General features: G+C 73.5%; 15 protein-coding genes. 6 read left to right on the forward strand and 9 right to left on the reverse strand.

All coding sequences use genetic code 11. From position 1 onward, the window contains the following. Nucleotides 1–9: 9 nt before the first annotated feature. Nucleotides 10–990 (reverse strand): PAS domain S-box protein, encoded by a 981-nt coding sequence (locus ACIHAD_RS15035; RefSeq protein WP_397354988.1) that lies wholly within the window; start codon nt 988–990, stop codon nt 10–12. A 235-nt stretch (nt 991–1,225) separates the two neighbouring features. Here ACIHAD_RS15035 and ACIHAD_RS15040 point away from each other — a divergent pair, with 235 nt between their 5' ends. The 4 genes from ACIHAD_RS15040 to ACIHAD_RS15055 all read left to right on the forward strand — a co-directional run bounded on the left by ACIHAD_RS15040 (nt 1,226) and on the right by ACIHAD_RS15055 (nt 5,532). Next, nucleotides 1,226–1,708 (forward strand): cation:proton antiporter regulatory subunit, encoded by a 483-nt coding sequence (locus tag ACIHAD_RS15040; RefSeq protein WP_397354990.1) that lies wholly within the window; start codon nt 1,226–1,228, stop codon nt 1,706–1,708. A 6-nt stretch (nt 1,709–1,714) separates the two neighbouring features. Further along, nucleotides 1,715–2,875, forward strand: a complete 1,161-nt coding sequence (locus tag ACIHAD_RS15045) for a cation:proton antiporter (protein ID WP_397354991.1) — start codon at nt 1,715–1,717, stop codon at nt 2,873–2,875. A gap of 17 nt (nt 2,876–2,892) precedes the next feature. Beyond that, complete coding sequence (locus ACIHAD_RS15050; RefSeq protein WP_397354992.1) at nt 2,893–3,510, forward strand: pentapeptide repeat-containing protein; 618 nt, start codon at nt 2,893–2,895, stop codon at nt 3,508–3,510. A 117-nt stretch (nt 3,511–3,627) separates the two neighbouring features. After that, on the forward strand, nt 3,628–5,532 hold the full coding sequence (locus ACIHAD_RS15055; RefSeq protein ID WP_397354993.1) for a hypothetical protein: 1,905 nt from the start codon (nt 3,628–3,630) through the stop codon (nt 5,530–5,532). Nucleotides 5,533–5,611: 79 nt separating this feature from the next. On the opposite strand, the gene ACIHAD_RS15060 is transcribed toward ACIHAD_RS15055, so the two are convergent. The 3 genes from ACIHAD_RS15060 to ACIHAD_RS15070 form a co-directional block, all read right to left on the reverse strand. Further along, nucleotides 5,612–6,604 (reverse strand): hypothetical protein, encoded by a 993-nt coding sequence (locus tag ACIHAD_RS15060; RefSeq protein ID WP_397354994.1) that lies wholly within the window; start codon nt 6,602–6,604, stop codon nt 5,612–5,614. Further along, nucleotides 6,594–7,127 (reverse strand): copper resistance protein CopC, encoded by a 534-nt coding sequence (locus tag ACIHAD_RS15065; RefSeq protein ID WP_397354995.1) that lies wholly within the window; start codon nt 7,125–7,127, stop codon nt 6,594–6,596. The genes ACIHAD_RS15060 and ACIHAD_RS15065 overlap by 11 nt, the downstream gene beginning before the upstream one ends. Nucleotides 7,128–7,216: 89 nt before the next feature. Continuing rightward, on the reverse strand, nt 7,217–7,768 hold the full coding sequence (locus ACIHAD_RS15070) for a hypothetical protein (protein ID WP_397354996.1): 552 nt from the start codon (nt 7,766–7,768) through the stop codon (nt 7,217–7,219). 51 nt (nt 7,769–7,819) lie between these two features. Here ACIHAD_RS15070 and ACIHAD_RS15075 point away from each other — a divergent pair, with 51 nt between their 5' ends. Next, nucleotides 7,820–7,984, forward strand: a complete 165-nt coding sequence (locus ACIHAD_RS15075) for a hypothetical protein (protein ID WP_397354997.1) — start codon at nt 7,820–7,822, stop codon at nt 7,982–7,984. On the opposite strand, the gene ACIHAD_RS15080 is transcribed toward ACIHAD_RS15075, so the two are convergent. The 3 genes from ACIHAD_RS15080 to ACIHAD_RS15090 form a co-directional block, all read right to left on the reverse strand. Continuing rightward, nucleotides 7,951–8,916 carry a fatty acid desaturase family protein gene (locus ACIHAD_RS15080; RefSeq protein WP_397355376.1) on the reverse strand — a complete coding sequence of 322 codons (966 nt, stop codon included), beginning with the start codon at nt 8,914–8,916 and terminating at the stop codon, nt 7,951–7,953. The two genes, ACIHAD_RS15075 and ACIHAD_RS15080, sit on opposite strands and share 34 nt — an antisense overlap. A gap of 221 nt (nt 8,917–9,137) precedes the next feature. Further along, nucleotides 9,138–9,563 carry a nucleoside deaminase gene (locus ACIHAD_RS15085; protein ID WP_397354998.1) on the reverse strand — a complete coding sequence of 142 codons (426 nt, stop codon included), beginning with the start codon at nt 9,561–9,563 and terminating at the stop codon, nt 9,138–9,140. Further along, complete coding sequence (locus ACIHAD_RS15090; RefSeq protein ID WP_397354999.1) at nt 9,550–10,431, reverse strand: LLM class flavin-dependent oxidoreductase; 882 nt, start codon at nt 10,429–10,431, stop codon at nt 9,550–9,552. Before ACIHAD_RS15090 ends, ACIHAD_RS15085 begins: the two co-directional genes overlap by 14 nt. 95 nt (nt 10,432–10,526) lie before the next feature. Between ACIHAD_RS15090 and ACIHAD_RS15095 the strand changes: the two genes are divergently transcribed. Beyond that, entirely contained in the window at nt 10,527–10,985 is a 459-nt protein-coding gene (locus ACIHAD_RS15095) for an Lrp/AsnC family transcriptional regulator (RefSeq protein WP_397355000.1), read from the forward strand. A gap of 42 nt (nt 10,986–11,027) precedes the next feature. On the opposite strand, the gene ACIHAD_RS15100 is transcribed toward ACIHAD_RS15095, so the two are convergent. Both ACIHAD_RS15100 and ACIHAD_RS15105 read right to left on the reverse strand, forming a co-directional pair. Then, on the reverse strand, nt 11,028–12,167 hold the full coding sequence (locus ACIHAD_RS15100; protein ID WP_397355001.1) for an FAD-dependent oxidoreductase: 1,140 nt from the start codon (nt 12,165–12,167) through the stop codon (nt 11,028–11,030). 25 nt (nt 12,168–12,192) lie between these two features. Next, nucleotides 12,193–13,761, reverse strand: a complete 1,569-nt coding sequence (locus tag ACIHAD_RS15105; RefSeq protein WP_397355002.1) for an MFS transporter — start codon at nt 13,759–13,761, stop codon at nt 12,193–12,195. Between the last annotated feature and the right edge of the window lie 4 nt (nt 13,762–13,765).

Raw genomic sequence — 13,765 nt, forward strand, 5'->3', positions numbered from 1 at the left:
GGGATCGGGTCAGGGGTGGTGGGGGACGGCCGGGACCCAGAAGTCCACTGTGGTCCCGGCTCCGGGGTGGCCGGTCAGGCTCCACCAGCCGCCCGCGATCTCGGCCCGCTCCCGCATCTCGATCAGCCCGAAGTGCCGCAGCGGCTGCTCCGCCCGCGGCGGCAGCCCGGCGCCGTCGTCGGCCACCCGTACGTGCACACCGCGGTCGAGCGAGACCAGCGACAGCCGGATCGAGGTGGCGCGGGCGTGCTTGCGCACGTTCGTGATCGCCTCCTGGCAGATCCGGAAGATGGTGACGGCGGCCTCGACGGCCTCGCCGACCCCCCGGACCTCGGCGGCCAGCTCGCGGCCGAGGCCGCCCTCCATCGCGCGCAGGCGCATGCCGACGGCGACCATGAACTGGATCGTGTCGTCGTGCACGTCGTAGGCGATGCGCCGGCGTTCCATCTCCTGGGCCCGTACCAGGTGGGCCAGCTGCATGCCGCGCTCGTCGAGGGCGCGGGCCACGTTGCGGCGTTCGGTCAGGTCGCGGGTGACCTTGCCGAACCCGCGCAGCTCGCCGCGGTCGTCGTAGAGGGCGGTGATGACCACGCTGGCCCAGAACCGGGTGCCGTCCTTGCGGACGCGCCAGCCCTCCTCCTCCCACCGGCCGTCGGCGACGGCGACCTCCAGCTCCATGGCGGGCTTGCCGGCCGCGAGGTCCTCGGGCGGGTAGAAGACCGAGAAGTGGCTCCCGATGATCTCCTCGGCCCGGTAGCCCTTGATGCGCTCGGCGCCGGCGTTCCAGCTGGTCACATGGCCGGAGGGGTCGAGAAGGCAGATCGAGTAGTCGACGACGCTTCGGACGAGCAGCTGGATGTCCTCTGACTGCCTGTCTTGACCGGGCACACTGCAGCTTTGCGCGGCCCGGCCGAGCGCCAGGCCGATGGCCTCGGCCACCATCGCGTGGTCCTCCACGAGCAGCAGCCGGATGGAGGAGGTGGTCGGCATCGCTTCGTCTCGCTTCTCCCGCGGCAACATCCCCAGCAGTCTCCCAGCAGTCTCCCACCCGTGTCCCGCCCTCGCCGCCCGTTCCCGCAGGCCGGACGGGGGATGCGACGCCGGGCGCGCAGCCGTACGGCGGGGGCGGGCGGGGTGGGAGGACGGGATTCGAGGAGGTCGGAGGGGCGGCGAGCATTGGTAGTGTTGTCCGAAAATATGCGTATTTTTTGGATGGGTGGGATAGGTGGAGGTTGAGCAGACAGCGTTGCCGGGCATCGGGCTGCGGCACGATTTCACCACTCGCGCCGGCCAGCGGGTAGGCATCGTCTCGCACCGCACCGGCCGCCGGGACCTGGTGATCTACGACAAGGACGACCCCGACCGCGCCTGTCAGACGGTCAGGCTGAACGACGAGGAGGCCGACGCCCTGGCCGAGCTCCTCGGCGCCCCCCGGATCGTGCAGCGGCTCAACCAGCTGCACCAGCAGGTCGAGGGCCTGGTCAGCGTCCAGCTCCCCATCCCGTCCGGCTCCCCCTACGCCGGGCGCACCATGGGCGAGGCGCGGGTCAGGACCCGTACCAGCGCGTCCATCGTCGCCGTGGTGCGCGCCGGCCAGGTGTTCGCCAGCCCCGGCCCCGACTTCGTCTTCGGCGAGGGCGACGTCGTGGTCGTGGTGGGAAGCGCGGACAGCACCGCGGAAGTCGCCGGCATCCTGGCTGACGGGTAACCGCGGGTGCACGAAACCGCGGTCATCTTTCTGGAATTCGGTGCTGTTCTTCTGGGTCTGGGGGTTCTGGGCGCGCTTGCGCTGCGCGTCGGCATCTCTCCGATCCCGCTCTACCTGATCGCCGGGCTGGCGTTCGGCACGGGCGGCGTGCTGCCGCTGGCCACCAGCGAGGAGTTCATCTCGGTCGGCGCGGAACTGGGCGTCGTCCTGCTGCTGCTGACGCTCGGCCTGGAGTACAACGCCGACGAGCTGGTCACCAGCCTGACGAGCAACGCGCGGGCCGGGATCGTCGATCTCGTGCTCAACGCCGCCCCCGGCGCGATCTGCGCGCTCCTGCTGGGCTGGGGGCCGGTCGCGGCGGTGGCCATGGCGGGCGTCACGTACGCCACCTCCTCCGGCATCACCGCCAAGGTGCTGTCCGATCTCGGGTGGATCGGTAACAGGGAGACGCCGACGGTGCTGTCCCTGCTGGTGTTCGAGGACCTGACCATGGCGGTCTACCTGCCGGTCCTCACCACCTTGCTGGCGGGCCTGAGCCTGGTCAGCGGGGCGATCTCGGTCGGCATCGCGCTGGGCACGGTGAGCGTCGTGCTCATCGTGGCGCTGCGGTTCGGGCGCTTCATCGAGGCGTTCGTGTCGAGCCCCAACTCCGAGGTGCTGCTGCTCAAGGTGGTCGGGCTGGCGCTGCTGGTCGCCGGGCTCGCGCAGCAGCTGCAGGTGTCGGCGGCGGTCGGCGCGTTCCTGGTCGGGATCGCGCTGTCGGGGCAGCTCGCGCACGACGCGCAGGCGCTGCTCGCGCCGCTGCGCGACCTGTTCGCGGCGGTGTTCTTCGTGTTCTTCGGGTTCCAGACCGACCCGGCGAAGATCCTGCCGGTGGCGGGGCTGGCCGCGCTGCTGGCGCTGGTCAGCATGGTGACCAAGCTCCTGACAGGCACGTACGCGGCCAGACGGGCGGGCATCGGCAAGGCCGGTCAGGCGCGGGCGGGCATCGCCCTCATCCCGCGCGGCGAGTTCAACATCGTCATCGCGGGCCTGGCGGTGGGCGCCGGCGCCCATCCCGACCTCGGGGCCCTGGCGGCGGCGTACGTGCTGATCCTGGCGGCGTTCGGGCCGCTGGCGGCCAAGCTCGTCCAGCCGCTCATCACGGCCATCGCGAACAAGGCGTGACCCGCTAGTTTGTTCGCATGGCCGACCGCAAGCACGGGGTGCCCGCGCCCCCGATCGAGACGACGATCCACGCCGACGACTGGGACAGGACGGAGATCACCGGTGAGACCTTTCACCGCGTCCTGTTCCAGGGCGTCGATCTGACCGAGCTGGTCGACCAGGGGTCGTCGTTCGAGGAGTGCACGTTCAGGAACGTGCGGCTCAACGTCTCCACGCACGAGGACGCGCGCTTCCTCAACTGCCTCTTCAGCCGGTGCTCGCTGTTCGACGCCACGTTCAGGGGGTGCAAGCTGACCGGCAGCATGTTCGACGGCTGCACCTACGGGCTGCTGAAGGTCGAGGGCGGCGACTGGTCCTACACCGGGCTGCCCGGCGCCGACCTGCGCGGCAGCGCCTTCCACGGCGTCCGGCTGCGCGAGGCCGACCTGACCGGGGCCCGGCTCGAAGGGGCCGAGCTGCGCCGGGCCGACCTGTCGGGCGCCTGGCTGCACGGCGCCGACCTCACCGGGTGCGACCTGCGCGGCAGCGACCTGAGCACGCTCGACCCGCACACGTTCACGCTCAAGAAGGCGGTCATCGACCCGTTCCAGGCCACGGTCATCGCCGAGGCCCTGGGCCTGGAGGTCCGGTCCTGACCTGAGGGTCGACGGCGGGGCATTCAGGGGGGACGTCCGGTCCTTGACCTGACGGTCGGCGGCGGGGCTTTCGGGTGGGAGGTCCGGTCCCGGGGTGGGGTCGGGGATGATGGCGGTGTGCCGATCGCCGATCTCAACGACGCCGAGCGGGCCGTGGCCGCCGCGCTCGCGCACGGCCGCGCGGTCGACCTGCGCGCCGGCGACCCCGACGCCGACGACCCCGCCGGCGCCGCGTCCTGGGACGCCGGGCGTACGGTCCGGGGCGAGGTGCTGGCCGGGCTGCTGCTGGGCGGGTTCGACGAGCCCGCCGCCCAACCACGGCTGATCCTGGCGGGGGCGAGGATCACGGGCGTCCTCCACCTGGCGTTCGCCGAGCTCGCCTTCCCCGTCACCTTCCAGGGCTGCGCCTTCGACGCCGCCCCCGACCTCTACCACGCCCGCACCCGCTTCCTCAGCCTCAGCGGCTCGCTGCTGCCCGGCCTGACCGCCTCGAACGTCCAGGTCGAGGGCAACCTGCGACTGGCCGGCACCCGCGTCACCGGCGAGTTACGGCTGCCCGGCGGCCGGATCAGCGGCAACCTCGTGCTCAACGGCGCCCGCCTGAGCCACCCGTCCGGCACGGCGCTCAACGGCGAGCACCTCGACGTGGCCGGCCACCTGCGCGCCCAGGACGGCTTCGCCTGCGACGGCACGCTCGTCCTGGCCTCCGCCCGCATCGGCGGCGCGGTCGAGCTGGACGGGGCCCGCCTGAACGCGCCGGGCGGCACGGCCCTGGAGGCGTCCAACCTGATCGTCCAGGTCGGGCTGTTCGCGCGGGACGTGGAGGCCGACGGCGAGGTCAGCGTGCGCTTCGCCCGCGTGTCCGGCCCGCTGACGCTGCGCGGCTCGCGCATCCGGCGGCCGGGCGGGCTCGCGCTGCGCGCCACCGGGCTCAACGCCGAGGCGGGGCTCTTCCTGGCCGGGGTGACGGCCGAGGGCCAGGTGCGCCTCAACCGCTCGGTCATCGGCGGCACCCTCGGCCTGGAGGGCGCGCGGCTGAGCGCCCCCGGCGGCCTGGTGGTCGCCGCCGACGGCATCACCGTGAACGGCTCGCTGCTGGCCTGGCGGGGGCTGCGCGCCGAGGGCGAGTTCAGCATGCTCGACGCCACGGTCACCGGCCCGGTCCACTTCGAGGGCGCGACCCTGGTCAACCCCGGCGGGGCGGCCCTGTCGGCCAACGGCCTGTCGGTGGGCAAGGTGCTCAACCTCTGCGACGGCTTCTCCGCCCGCGGCCGGATCAGGCTGACCAGCGCCCAGATCGGCAGCCGCCTGTGCCTCGACGACGCAACCCTGGCGGCGCCGGACGAGGTGGCGCTGAAGTGCTGGCGGCTGGAGGTCCGCGAGCTGGCGCTGCGCCCGGCCGCGCCGGTCGAGGGGATGGTGGACTTACGTTACGCGCGGATCGGCGTCCTGCGTGACGACCCGGGCGGCTGGCCGCGGGCGATGCGCATGGACGGTCTGTCGTACGAGGTGCTCGACCCCATGTTGCCGGCCGCGCGGCGGCTGCGCTGGCTGCGTACCGACCCCGACGGCTACCTGCCGGGCGCCTACGAGCAGCTGGCCGCCATGTACCGGCGACTCGGCGGCGACGCCGACGCCCGCGAGACCCTGCTGGCCGGCCAGCGGCAGCGCCGCGCGGCCCTGCCCTGGTACGCCCGCTTCTGGGGCCACCTCCAGGACGTCACCGTCGGCTACGGCTTCCGTCCCCTGCGCGCGGCGGCCTGGCTGCTCGCGCTGCTGGCCGCGGGCACGGCCGTGTTCGGGCTCGACGTGCCGCCGCCGCTGAAGGCCGGTGAGGCGCCGCCGTTCCACGCGCTGGTCTACACCCTCGACCTGCTGCTGCCGATCATCGACCTCGGCCAGGAGAAGGCCTACAACCCGCAGGGCGGCGCGCAGTGGCTGGCCTGGGGGCTGATCATGGCCGGCTGGGTGCTGGCCACGACGATCGCCGCCGGTCTGACCCGGTCGCTGCGCCGGACCTGAGGCGCGCGGACCGGCCAGGACCGCGCCCTGGTGCCGTCAGCACAGCGCCGTTGTGCCGTAGCACAGCGCCATGGTGCCGTCAGCACAGCGCCATGGCCGTCTGCCACAGGCTGGGCAGGGTGGCCAGCACGTGGTCGCCGCGGCGGCGCCGGTCGGCGAACGTCTCGGCGCCGAGGTCGGCCAGCAGCTCCTGGAACCCCTCCTCGTACCCGCCCGGCGCGCCGGCGGCGGCGCGTTTGTCCAGGCAGCGGGCGTACGTGGCGACCAGCCAGAAGACCGCCTCCCGGTGGAGACCGGCGGCGACCAGCTCACGGCTGCCGTCGATGGCCACCGGACGCGCCTGCGGCGTGATGTCGGAGGTGAAGCGGTAGGAGGGCGCCTCCAGCCCGGCCGTCGCGTCGAAGACCTCCTCCAGCGCCGCCAGGTGCCGCTCCACCCGCTGGGCGGTCATCCGCGCGCAGCCCAGCAGGTCGAGCAGGTGCTCGTGCCAGTCCAGCCGGCCGTGCCCGGCCAGCAGGTCGCGCACGGCGGCGTACCGGCGGCGCACGGTCGGGTTGCGCAGCCCGGCCACCAGCAGGACGTGCGTGGTCACGCCGGTGCCGAACAACCACGCCGCCACCTGCTCGGGGACGGGCGCGTTCTCGTCCATGGAGTTGATCCAGCCGCGCACGCGGTCCATCGCCTGCGTGCAGCGGGCGATGATCCAGGGCCGCTCGGCGAAGTCGCGGGCCACCAGGCGCTGGATCTCGCCCAGCCGCCCGGTCGGGTCGGCCAGCACGCTGGGCAGGTGGAAGCTGCCGGCCAGGTGGTAGTCGCTCAGCACCTCGTGGGTGGAGCCGACGCGAGGGATGCCGGAGACCTCCAGCAGGACGCCCTCGTAGCGGAACTTGCCGATCGCGGGCGGCGGGTCGGCGACCACCATCACGTCCACGTCGGAGGTGGGGCCCAGCTCGGTGCCGGGCGCCGCCCACAGCGCGGACCCGGTCAGGAACGCCCCCTCGAACCCCGGCAGTCCGGCGCCCTCGTCGAGCACCCACTGCCGCGCGAGCTGCCTGGCCCGCTCAACCAGCATCCACGTCCTCCCGGTCAGGGCCGCGGCGCGCGCCCCTGTTCAGGAGGAACGCGCCCAGCACGACGAGCACCGCCAGCCCGCCCCAGATCCAGCCGGGGACGCCCGTCGCGGCGGGCGCTTCCTCGACGGGCGAGGGCGCCGCTGCCGGTTGAGAAACTGATCCTTTCATGACGAACGGGATTTCGCCTTCGATCGGGTGTCCGTCCGAGGACACGACACGCCAGGCGATCACGTACGAACCGGGCGCGGGCCCGCGGGGCACGTCGGCGAACACCTTGGGCCCGTCGAGCCGGGGCTTGCCGACCTCGACGGCCCTGCCCGCCGCGTCGTGCAGCACGACGAACGGGAACTGGACGTGGGCGTTGAACTCCAGCTCTATCTGCTCCAGCGTGGAGAGCTGGGCGTTCTTGGCCGGCGAGCTGCTCTTCAGCGCGTCGTGGGCGAGCGCCGCGGTGGACGGCAGCACCGCCAGCAGGGCCGCGCAGGCGAGCGCGGCCAGGCGGAAGGGCCAGGAGGACTTCATGCGGACTCCGATGCGGACGGCCGGAGCGGCGCCGGGGCGCCGTCCGGGCACGGACGGGCGAGGGACGCGTCCTGACCGGACGCGGGACTTCAGCGGAGGCGCAGCCGCCGGGGTGGTCCTCGCCGGGTGACCGCGCGGCAGGCGGTCCTGCCCATCGGAGTGGGGACGTCGGCGTGCGCCGGAGGGCGCCGCGGCGGGATCGTCACCTCGACCGGCGTGAGGAGCAGCGGGCCGGTGATCGGGGGCGGCGCGGCGTACAGGCGGATCATGAGCCACAGCGCGCGCTCGCCGCGGTGCAGCCACCACGCCGTCAGCGCCGCCACGGTGAGGTGGACCAGCGCCATGGCGGGCGCGGGATGGCCGTGCCCGGCGGCGACGCCGGCGGCGGGCGCTAGGCGTTCGAAGAGCTGGTGCAGCACGAGCTGGGTGACCGTGGTGGCGGCCAGGATCGCCGCGGGGCCGCGCTCGCGCCCGTCGATCAGGACGGCGGCGGCGAGGGCGGCCAGCACCCCGAGCGCGCCGCCCCAGAGCGGGACGGCCCCGCCACCGGCCAGCAGGTGCCCCGCCGCGGACACGAAACCGCAGACCGTCGCGAACACGACGGCCCGCGACAGGCGCAGCCAGACTGACGCGGCGGTCACAGCCGCCATCCTTACACAGGGCTCACCGTCTGGCTCGATCCGTCCCGGGGCGTGGTGGTCGTCTGGGGTCCGGCCGGCACCGAGACGGCCGCCCGTCTGGTGAAGTACGCGACCATCCGCACCGCGGTCCTGCTCGCGCTGCGAATGGTGCCGGCCGGGGCCGGCCATGCGATCCGGGAGGATCAGGAGGGCCTGGAGCTGGTGGTCACCTCCTGAGGCGCGCGCAGCGGCGCCCCGACGGCGTGCAGGTGGCGCATGGCCTGGGCCCACGACTCGACGAGCCCGCACTCGACGTACTCGACGCCGAGCTCACGGCAGTACTCGCGGACGAGGGGCCGGGCGCGGCGCAGGTTGGCCGAGGGCATGCCGGGGAACAGGTGGTGCTCGATCTGGTAGTTGAGCCCGCCGAGCGCGACGTTCATCAGCCGGCCGCCGCGCACGTTCCTGGAGGTCAGCACCTGGCGGCGGAGGAAGTCCAGGGAGTCCTCGGCGGTGAGCACCGGCATGCCCTTGTGGTTGGGGGCGAACGTGCAGCCCAGGTAGACGCCGTAGCAGGCCTGGTGCACGGCGAGGAAGACGAGCGCCTTGCCGGGCGGCAGCACCGCGAACACCCCGGCCAGGTAGGCCAGGTTGTGCAGGACCAGCAGCAGCCCCTCGGTACGGCCCCCCTTCACCCTGGACAGCGCGCGGAAGCCGGCCACCTTCAGGTTCAGCCCCTCAAGGGTGAGCAGGGGGAAGAACAGGAACGCCTGCCGGCGGCCGATGAAGCGGGGCAGCCCCCGGCTGGCCTCGGCCTGCCGCCGCGACCAGATGAGGATGTCGGGCGCGACGTCGGGGTCGTGGTCCTCGTGGTTGGGGTTGGCGTGGTGGCGGGTGTGCTTGTCCATCCACCAGCCGTAGCTGAGCCCGACGGTCAGGTTGCCGACCACCAGCCCGGCGATCCTGCTCCGGCGCCGCGACCGGAACACCTGGCCGTGCGCCAGGTCGTGGGCCAGCAGCGTGACCTGGGCGAAGGCGACGGCCAGCAGCGCGGCGACGCCGAGCTGCCACCAGGAGTCGCCGACCGTGGCGAACAGCGTCCACCCTCCGGCGAACAGGGCGGCCACCAGGCCGATCCTGATCACGTAGTAGGCGGGCCGCCGCTCCATCAGCCCCGCCTGGGCGATGCGGCGCGACAGCCGCGCGAAGTCGCTCCCCCGGGACGCTGCGCGAGGGGTTTCCACCACGGTCAAGGTTCTCTCCGATGCTGGTGAGGCCGGTCTGATCACTTCCAGCATCGCGGCGACGGCGCTCCGGCGGACCCCCGCTGTCACCCGTCCTGGCGGTGGGGCAGACCCTACCATCGGCGGCCCCGGCCGGGCCGTACGGGTCAGCGGTAGTAGCCCTCCAGCAGCGCGGCGGCCTCGGCGTACAGGGCCGGGCCCTCCTGTGGCACGTGCGGCCAGCCGGGGCCGGGCTTGAGGCGGGCGAGCTGCTCGTTCGACAGCGCGTACACCACGCGGCCGAGGCCGGAGCGTTCGATGGCGCCCGCGCACATGCCGCACGGCTGGCAGCTCGTGTACATGGTGGTGGCCGCCGCGGTGTCGGGGTCGAGCTCGCGGGCGGCCCAGCGGGCGAGCTTCAGCTCGGGGTGGGCGGAGATGTCGCGGTCGCCGAGGACCGTGTTGTGCTCCTCGGCCAGCACGTCGCCGCCGGGGCCGGCCAGCAGCGAGCCGAAGGGGGCCTCGCCGCTCGCGCGGGCGCGGGCGGCGAGCTCGATGGCCCGGCGCAGGAAGGTCTCGTCATCGGGTGTCATGTTCGTCCTCCTCGGACGGGTCGCGGGTGTCGAGGTCCCAGTGGTCGGCCACGGTGGCGAGGGCGTGCCAGGCCGCCTGGGGGTGCAGCGTCTCGGCGGGGTCACCGGCGAACGGGTCGAGCACAACGGTGTCGGCGCCGAGCAGCCGCAGCTCGTCGAGGTCGGCCAGGACCTGGTCGAGGGTGCCCTCCCCGGCGCGGCGGTCAGGGCCGGTGACGGGCTCGGCGGTCAGGCGCAGCAGGATGCGGGGCGCGAACGCGGGCGCCGGGCGGCCGAGTTCGGCGGCGGTGTCCGCCAGTCGCCGGGCGCCCTCCCGCAACCATGGCAGGGTGTTGCGCAGGGGGTGCCACGCCTGGCCGAGCCGTACGGCGCGGCGCAGGCCGGCCTCGCCGTTGCCGCCGACCCAGAAGGGGATCGGCCCGGCGCGGTAGTCGTCCTCGGCCGACCAGGCGGCGCGCATGGCCAGGAGGTGGTCGTCGGTCAGCCGCCCGCGCCGCTCGAACGGCACCCCGAGCGCCTCGAACTCCTGCCGCGCCCAGCCGACGCCCACGCCGAGCACCAGCCGCCCGCCGCTGAACCGGTCGAGGTTGGCCGCCATCCGGGCCATGAGCAGCGGATGCCGGTACGGCACGATGAGCACCGAGGTGCCGAGCCTGACCCGCGTGGTGATCCCGGCCAGCCAGGTGAGCGTGGTGAACGGCTCGTAGAAGGGGGCCGGGTACTGCTCGGCGACGTCGGGCGTGACCGCGACGTGGTCGGAGATCATCAGCAGGTCGTAGCCGAGGGCCTCGACGGTCTGCGCCCATCGTCGCAGCGTGGCCGGGTCGGTGCCGGGCCCGAAGTTCGGTACGTTCACGCCGATTCTCATGACACCGAAGGCTATCCAGGCCGTCCCGTACGGCTGAAGGCCCTGCTCACGGCGTACGGCGGGGATCGCCGTGGATCTGCCGGTATATTCGCAGGATGGCCGAGGATCTCGACGAGACCGACTGGGCGATCCTGGTGGAGCTCCAGCGGGAGGGCCGGCTGCCCCTGACCGAGCTGGGCCGCCGGGTCAACCTCAGCGCCTCGGCGACGACCGAGCGGGTCAGGCGGCTGGAGGCGCTGGGCGTCATCGCGGGCTACCGGGCCGAGGTCGATCTGGGCAAGGTCGGGTTCGGCGTGCTGGCCGTCGTGCGCCTGAAGTATCCCGGCAGCCGGCACGAGCCGCTGCGCCGCCTGCTCGGCGAGCGCCCGGAGATCCTCGAATGCCTGCGCACCACGGGCGAGGACTGCTACACGCTGAAGGTCGCCGCGGGCTCGATGCCGCACCTCGAACGCGTCATCGACGAGCTGGCCGGGTTCGGCGGCACCACGACCAACATCGTCTACAGCCAGACCCTGCCCTACCGGGGTCCGGCCGCCCCGCCCGCCGGGCTCTGACCCGGCGGGGGCGCGGCCACCTCCTCCGGAGGGCGGAGAGGGTCAGATCGGCTGCAGCGCGGGCGTCGTGCGCGGGGCGGCCTCGTCGCCGTAGATGTGCAGGTCGGCGCGGAAGGCCCGCAGGTACGCCCGCCGGTCGTGGAACGTGGTGGCCAGGGCGTCGCCGTAGTCGATGAGCTGGCGGTGCGCCTGCCGGCGCGGCTCGTAGCGGGCCTGGAGCAGCTTGTCCAGCAGCGGCAGGTCGCCGCCGGCCGCGGAGATGACGTCGGCCAGGATCTCGGCGTCGTACAGCGTGTAGCTCATGCCCATGCCGGTCATGGGGTGGCAGGCGAAGGCGGCCGAGCCGAGCAGCGCGGCGTTGCCCCTGTGGTAGGCCCCCACCCGCAGCGACGAGACCTTGATCGGCTGCCAGGCGGCGGCGTGGAGGGAGGCGAAGGCGTCGGTGCTGTCGGTGACGAAGCCCTTCAGCATGTCGGGCAGGCTGGTGGTGCCCCGGCCGAAGACCTCGTGGTCCTGCTCGGGGGGCAGGCCGACGAACACCCGGGCCTGGTCCCTGTCGAGCGGGTAGAGGTAGGCGAGCCAGCCGCCGGAGCTGAAGTAGAGCCGGTTGAGCTGGGCGACGCTGGCGCTCAGCGGCACGGTGGCCACCCGCATCAGCAGCCGGTCGTACGGCATGGCGACCTGGTCGATGTCGAGCGCCCGGCGCACGGCCGACTTCGTGCCGTCGGCGCCCACGACCACGTCGGCGCGCAGCCGGCTGCCGTCGGACAGCGTCAGCAGCTCGATGCGGTCGCCGTCGCGCTCGACGTGCTCGATGGCGGCGTCGAAGCAGAACTCGACGCCCTCCATCGCGCAGCAGGCGTAGATGAGCTCGACCAGCTCGCGGTAGGGGCGGATGAGGAAGCCGCCGTCGGGGAAGCGGCACTCCCTGATCGGCTCGCCGTCGTGGTAGTAGCGGATGAGGTCGCGCCGCAGGCCGTGGCGCTCGACGAGCTCGGCCAGCCCGTGGCGGGCCAGCACCCGCAGGCCGGGGGGCTTGAGGAAGTCGGCGCCCGCGCTCGGGATCGAGGGTCCCTGCTCGATGACGACGACGCGCTGTCCGCGGCGGCGCAGCAGCAGTGCGAGGAAGCAGCCGCCGAGCCCGGCGCCGACGATGGCCACGTCGCACGATGTGGTTGCCATGACGAGAGCCCTTCTTGAGGTTGAACTAGACGTGCGTGGTTCCGTAGGTCTCCGAGCTCTCGGCCGCCCGGGGCCTCGGGATGTGATCCCTGGGGGTCGTGCGGGTCTCGGCAGGCAGCAGCGCGTCGGCCTCCGCCGCGACGGTGGCGAGGGTCATGCGCAACTCCAGCAGCAGCCGGCGCGGCACCTTGATCATGTCGTCGCCCGGGTCGGTCCGCAGCCGGGTGATCTTGGTGAGTGCGATGGCCCCGATGAACACCGAGATGGCCACGCACATGGCGAGCGCGCCGGCCAGCCCGGCCAGCGGGCCGGTGAGGATGAACGGGTGGTCGATGACGAGGGACACCACGGCGATGCCGACGGCCCCGCCGACCATGCGGGCCATGGTGGCGGCGCCGACGGCGGAGGCGTACTGGCTGGGGTGGGCGGCCAGGGTGGTGGCCACGGAGGTGCCCGGCGCCAGCGCGCCGACGCCCATGCCGACCACGACGCTGGCGATCAGGCCCCACACGGTGGGCCCGGACTGGGTCAGCACGAGCACGCAGGCGCCGCCGCACAGCAGCGAGCCGGCGTAGATGAGGCCGTACGCGCCGATGTGCTTGAGCAGCTTGCCGGCCAGGTAGCTGGTCACGACGACGGCCACCGAGGTGGGCGTCAGCCACATGGCCACCTCCAGCATCGGGTAGCCCAGGTGGAGCAGGTACAGCGGCTGCACGGTGAGCAGCCCGTACGACAGGGCGCCGAAGAACCAGGTGGCCAGCCAGCCCCAGACGAACTTGCGCTGCCGCCACAGCGCCAGGTCGATGGCGGGCAGGCGGTGGTGCCTGGCCTGGGCCAGCGCGCCGCCGAGCAGCGCGAGGGCCGCGACGGCCAGCCACACGACGTCCAGGCCCCAGGCCATGGCCTTGGAGATGGCCAGCACGATCACCGCGATCCCGGCGGCCAGCAGCCACGCTCCGAGCACGTCCGGCACGCCCTTGGCCCCGGTGCGCCGGCCGGACGGGAGCGCGGCGCAGGCGATCAGGAGCGCGATGCCGATGACGACGTCGGGCACGAACAGGGCGCGCCAGTCGACGGTGGCGGCCAGCCAGCCGCCGCCGGCCTGCATGAGCAGGCAGCCGAGCCCGGAGGCCGAGCTCCACAGGGCGATCGCGCCCCGGCGCTGCGACTCGGGCAGCTCGCCGAGCAGCAGCCCCAGGCTGGCCGGGATCATCGCCGCCGCGCCCGCGCCCTGCACCGCCCGTGCGGCCAGCACGAACGACCAGGACGACGCGGCCACGGTGGCGACCCCGCCGGCCACGAACACCACCAGCCCGAACGCCAGCACCCGGCGACGGCCGAACAGGTCGGCCCAGCGCCCGGCCGTGGCCAGCAACGCGGCGATCGGGATGAAGGCGGCGCTGGTCAGCCAGACCAGGTCGCCGAGCGGCATGCGGGCGCCCGCGGGGGTGTAACGCAGCACGCCGACGGCCAGGGTGGTGGCCGTGGTGTCGGCCATCACGGTCAGCATCACGCCCGCGCCGACCAGCCGCAGCATGACGGCGTGACGGCGGGTCACCCCGGCTCCTCTGACGGCCACTGGTGTCTCACGCACTCGG

The organism is Nonomuraea sp. NPDC052265 (genome assembly GCF_044547985.1).
Classification (GTDB): Bacteria; Actinomycetota; Actinomycetes; order Streptosporangiales; family Streptosporangiaceae; genus Nonomuraea.

Bases quoted from the DNA above. Each gene is read 5' to 3' on its own strand.
- ACIHAD_RS15095 (WP_397355000.1), top strand. From the start codon at position 10,527: ATGGCCGAGGATCTCGACGAGACCGACTGGGCGATCCTGGTGGAGCTC.
- ACIHAD_RS15100 (WP_397355001.1), bottom strand. From the start codon at position 12,167: ATGGCAACCACATCGTGCGACGTGGCCATCGTCGGCGCCGGGCTCGGC.
- ACIHAD_RS15090 (WP_397354999.1), bottom strand. From the start codon at position 10,431: ATGAGAATCGGCGTGAACGTACCGAACTTCGGGCCCGGCACCGACCCG.
- ACIHAD_RS15060 (WP_397354994.1), bottom strand. From the start codon at position 6,604: ATGCTGGTTGAGCGGGCCAGGCAGCTCGCGCGGCAGTGGGTGCTCGAC.
- ACIHAD_RS15065 (WP_397354995.1), bottom strand. From the start codon at position 7,127: ATGAAGTCCTCCTGGCCCTTCCGCCTGGCCGCGCTCGCCTGCGCGGCC.
- ACIHAD_RS15050 (WP_397354992.1), top strand. From the start codon at position 2,893: ATGGCCGACCGCAAGCACGGGGTGCCCGCGCCCCCGATCGAGACGACG.
- ACIHAD_RS15035 (WP_397354988.1), bottom strand. From the start codon at position 990: ATGCCGACCACCTCCTCCATCCGGCTGCTGCTCGTGGAGGACCACGCG.
- ACIHAD_RS15085 (WP_397354998.1), bottom strand. From the start codon at position 9,563: ATGACACCCGATGACGAGACCTTCCTGCGCCGGGCCATCGAGCTCGCC.
- ACIHAD_RS15080 (WP_397355376.1), bottom strand. From the start codon at position 8,916: ATGGAGCGGCGGCCCGCCTACTACGTGATCAGGATCGGCCTGGTGGCC.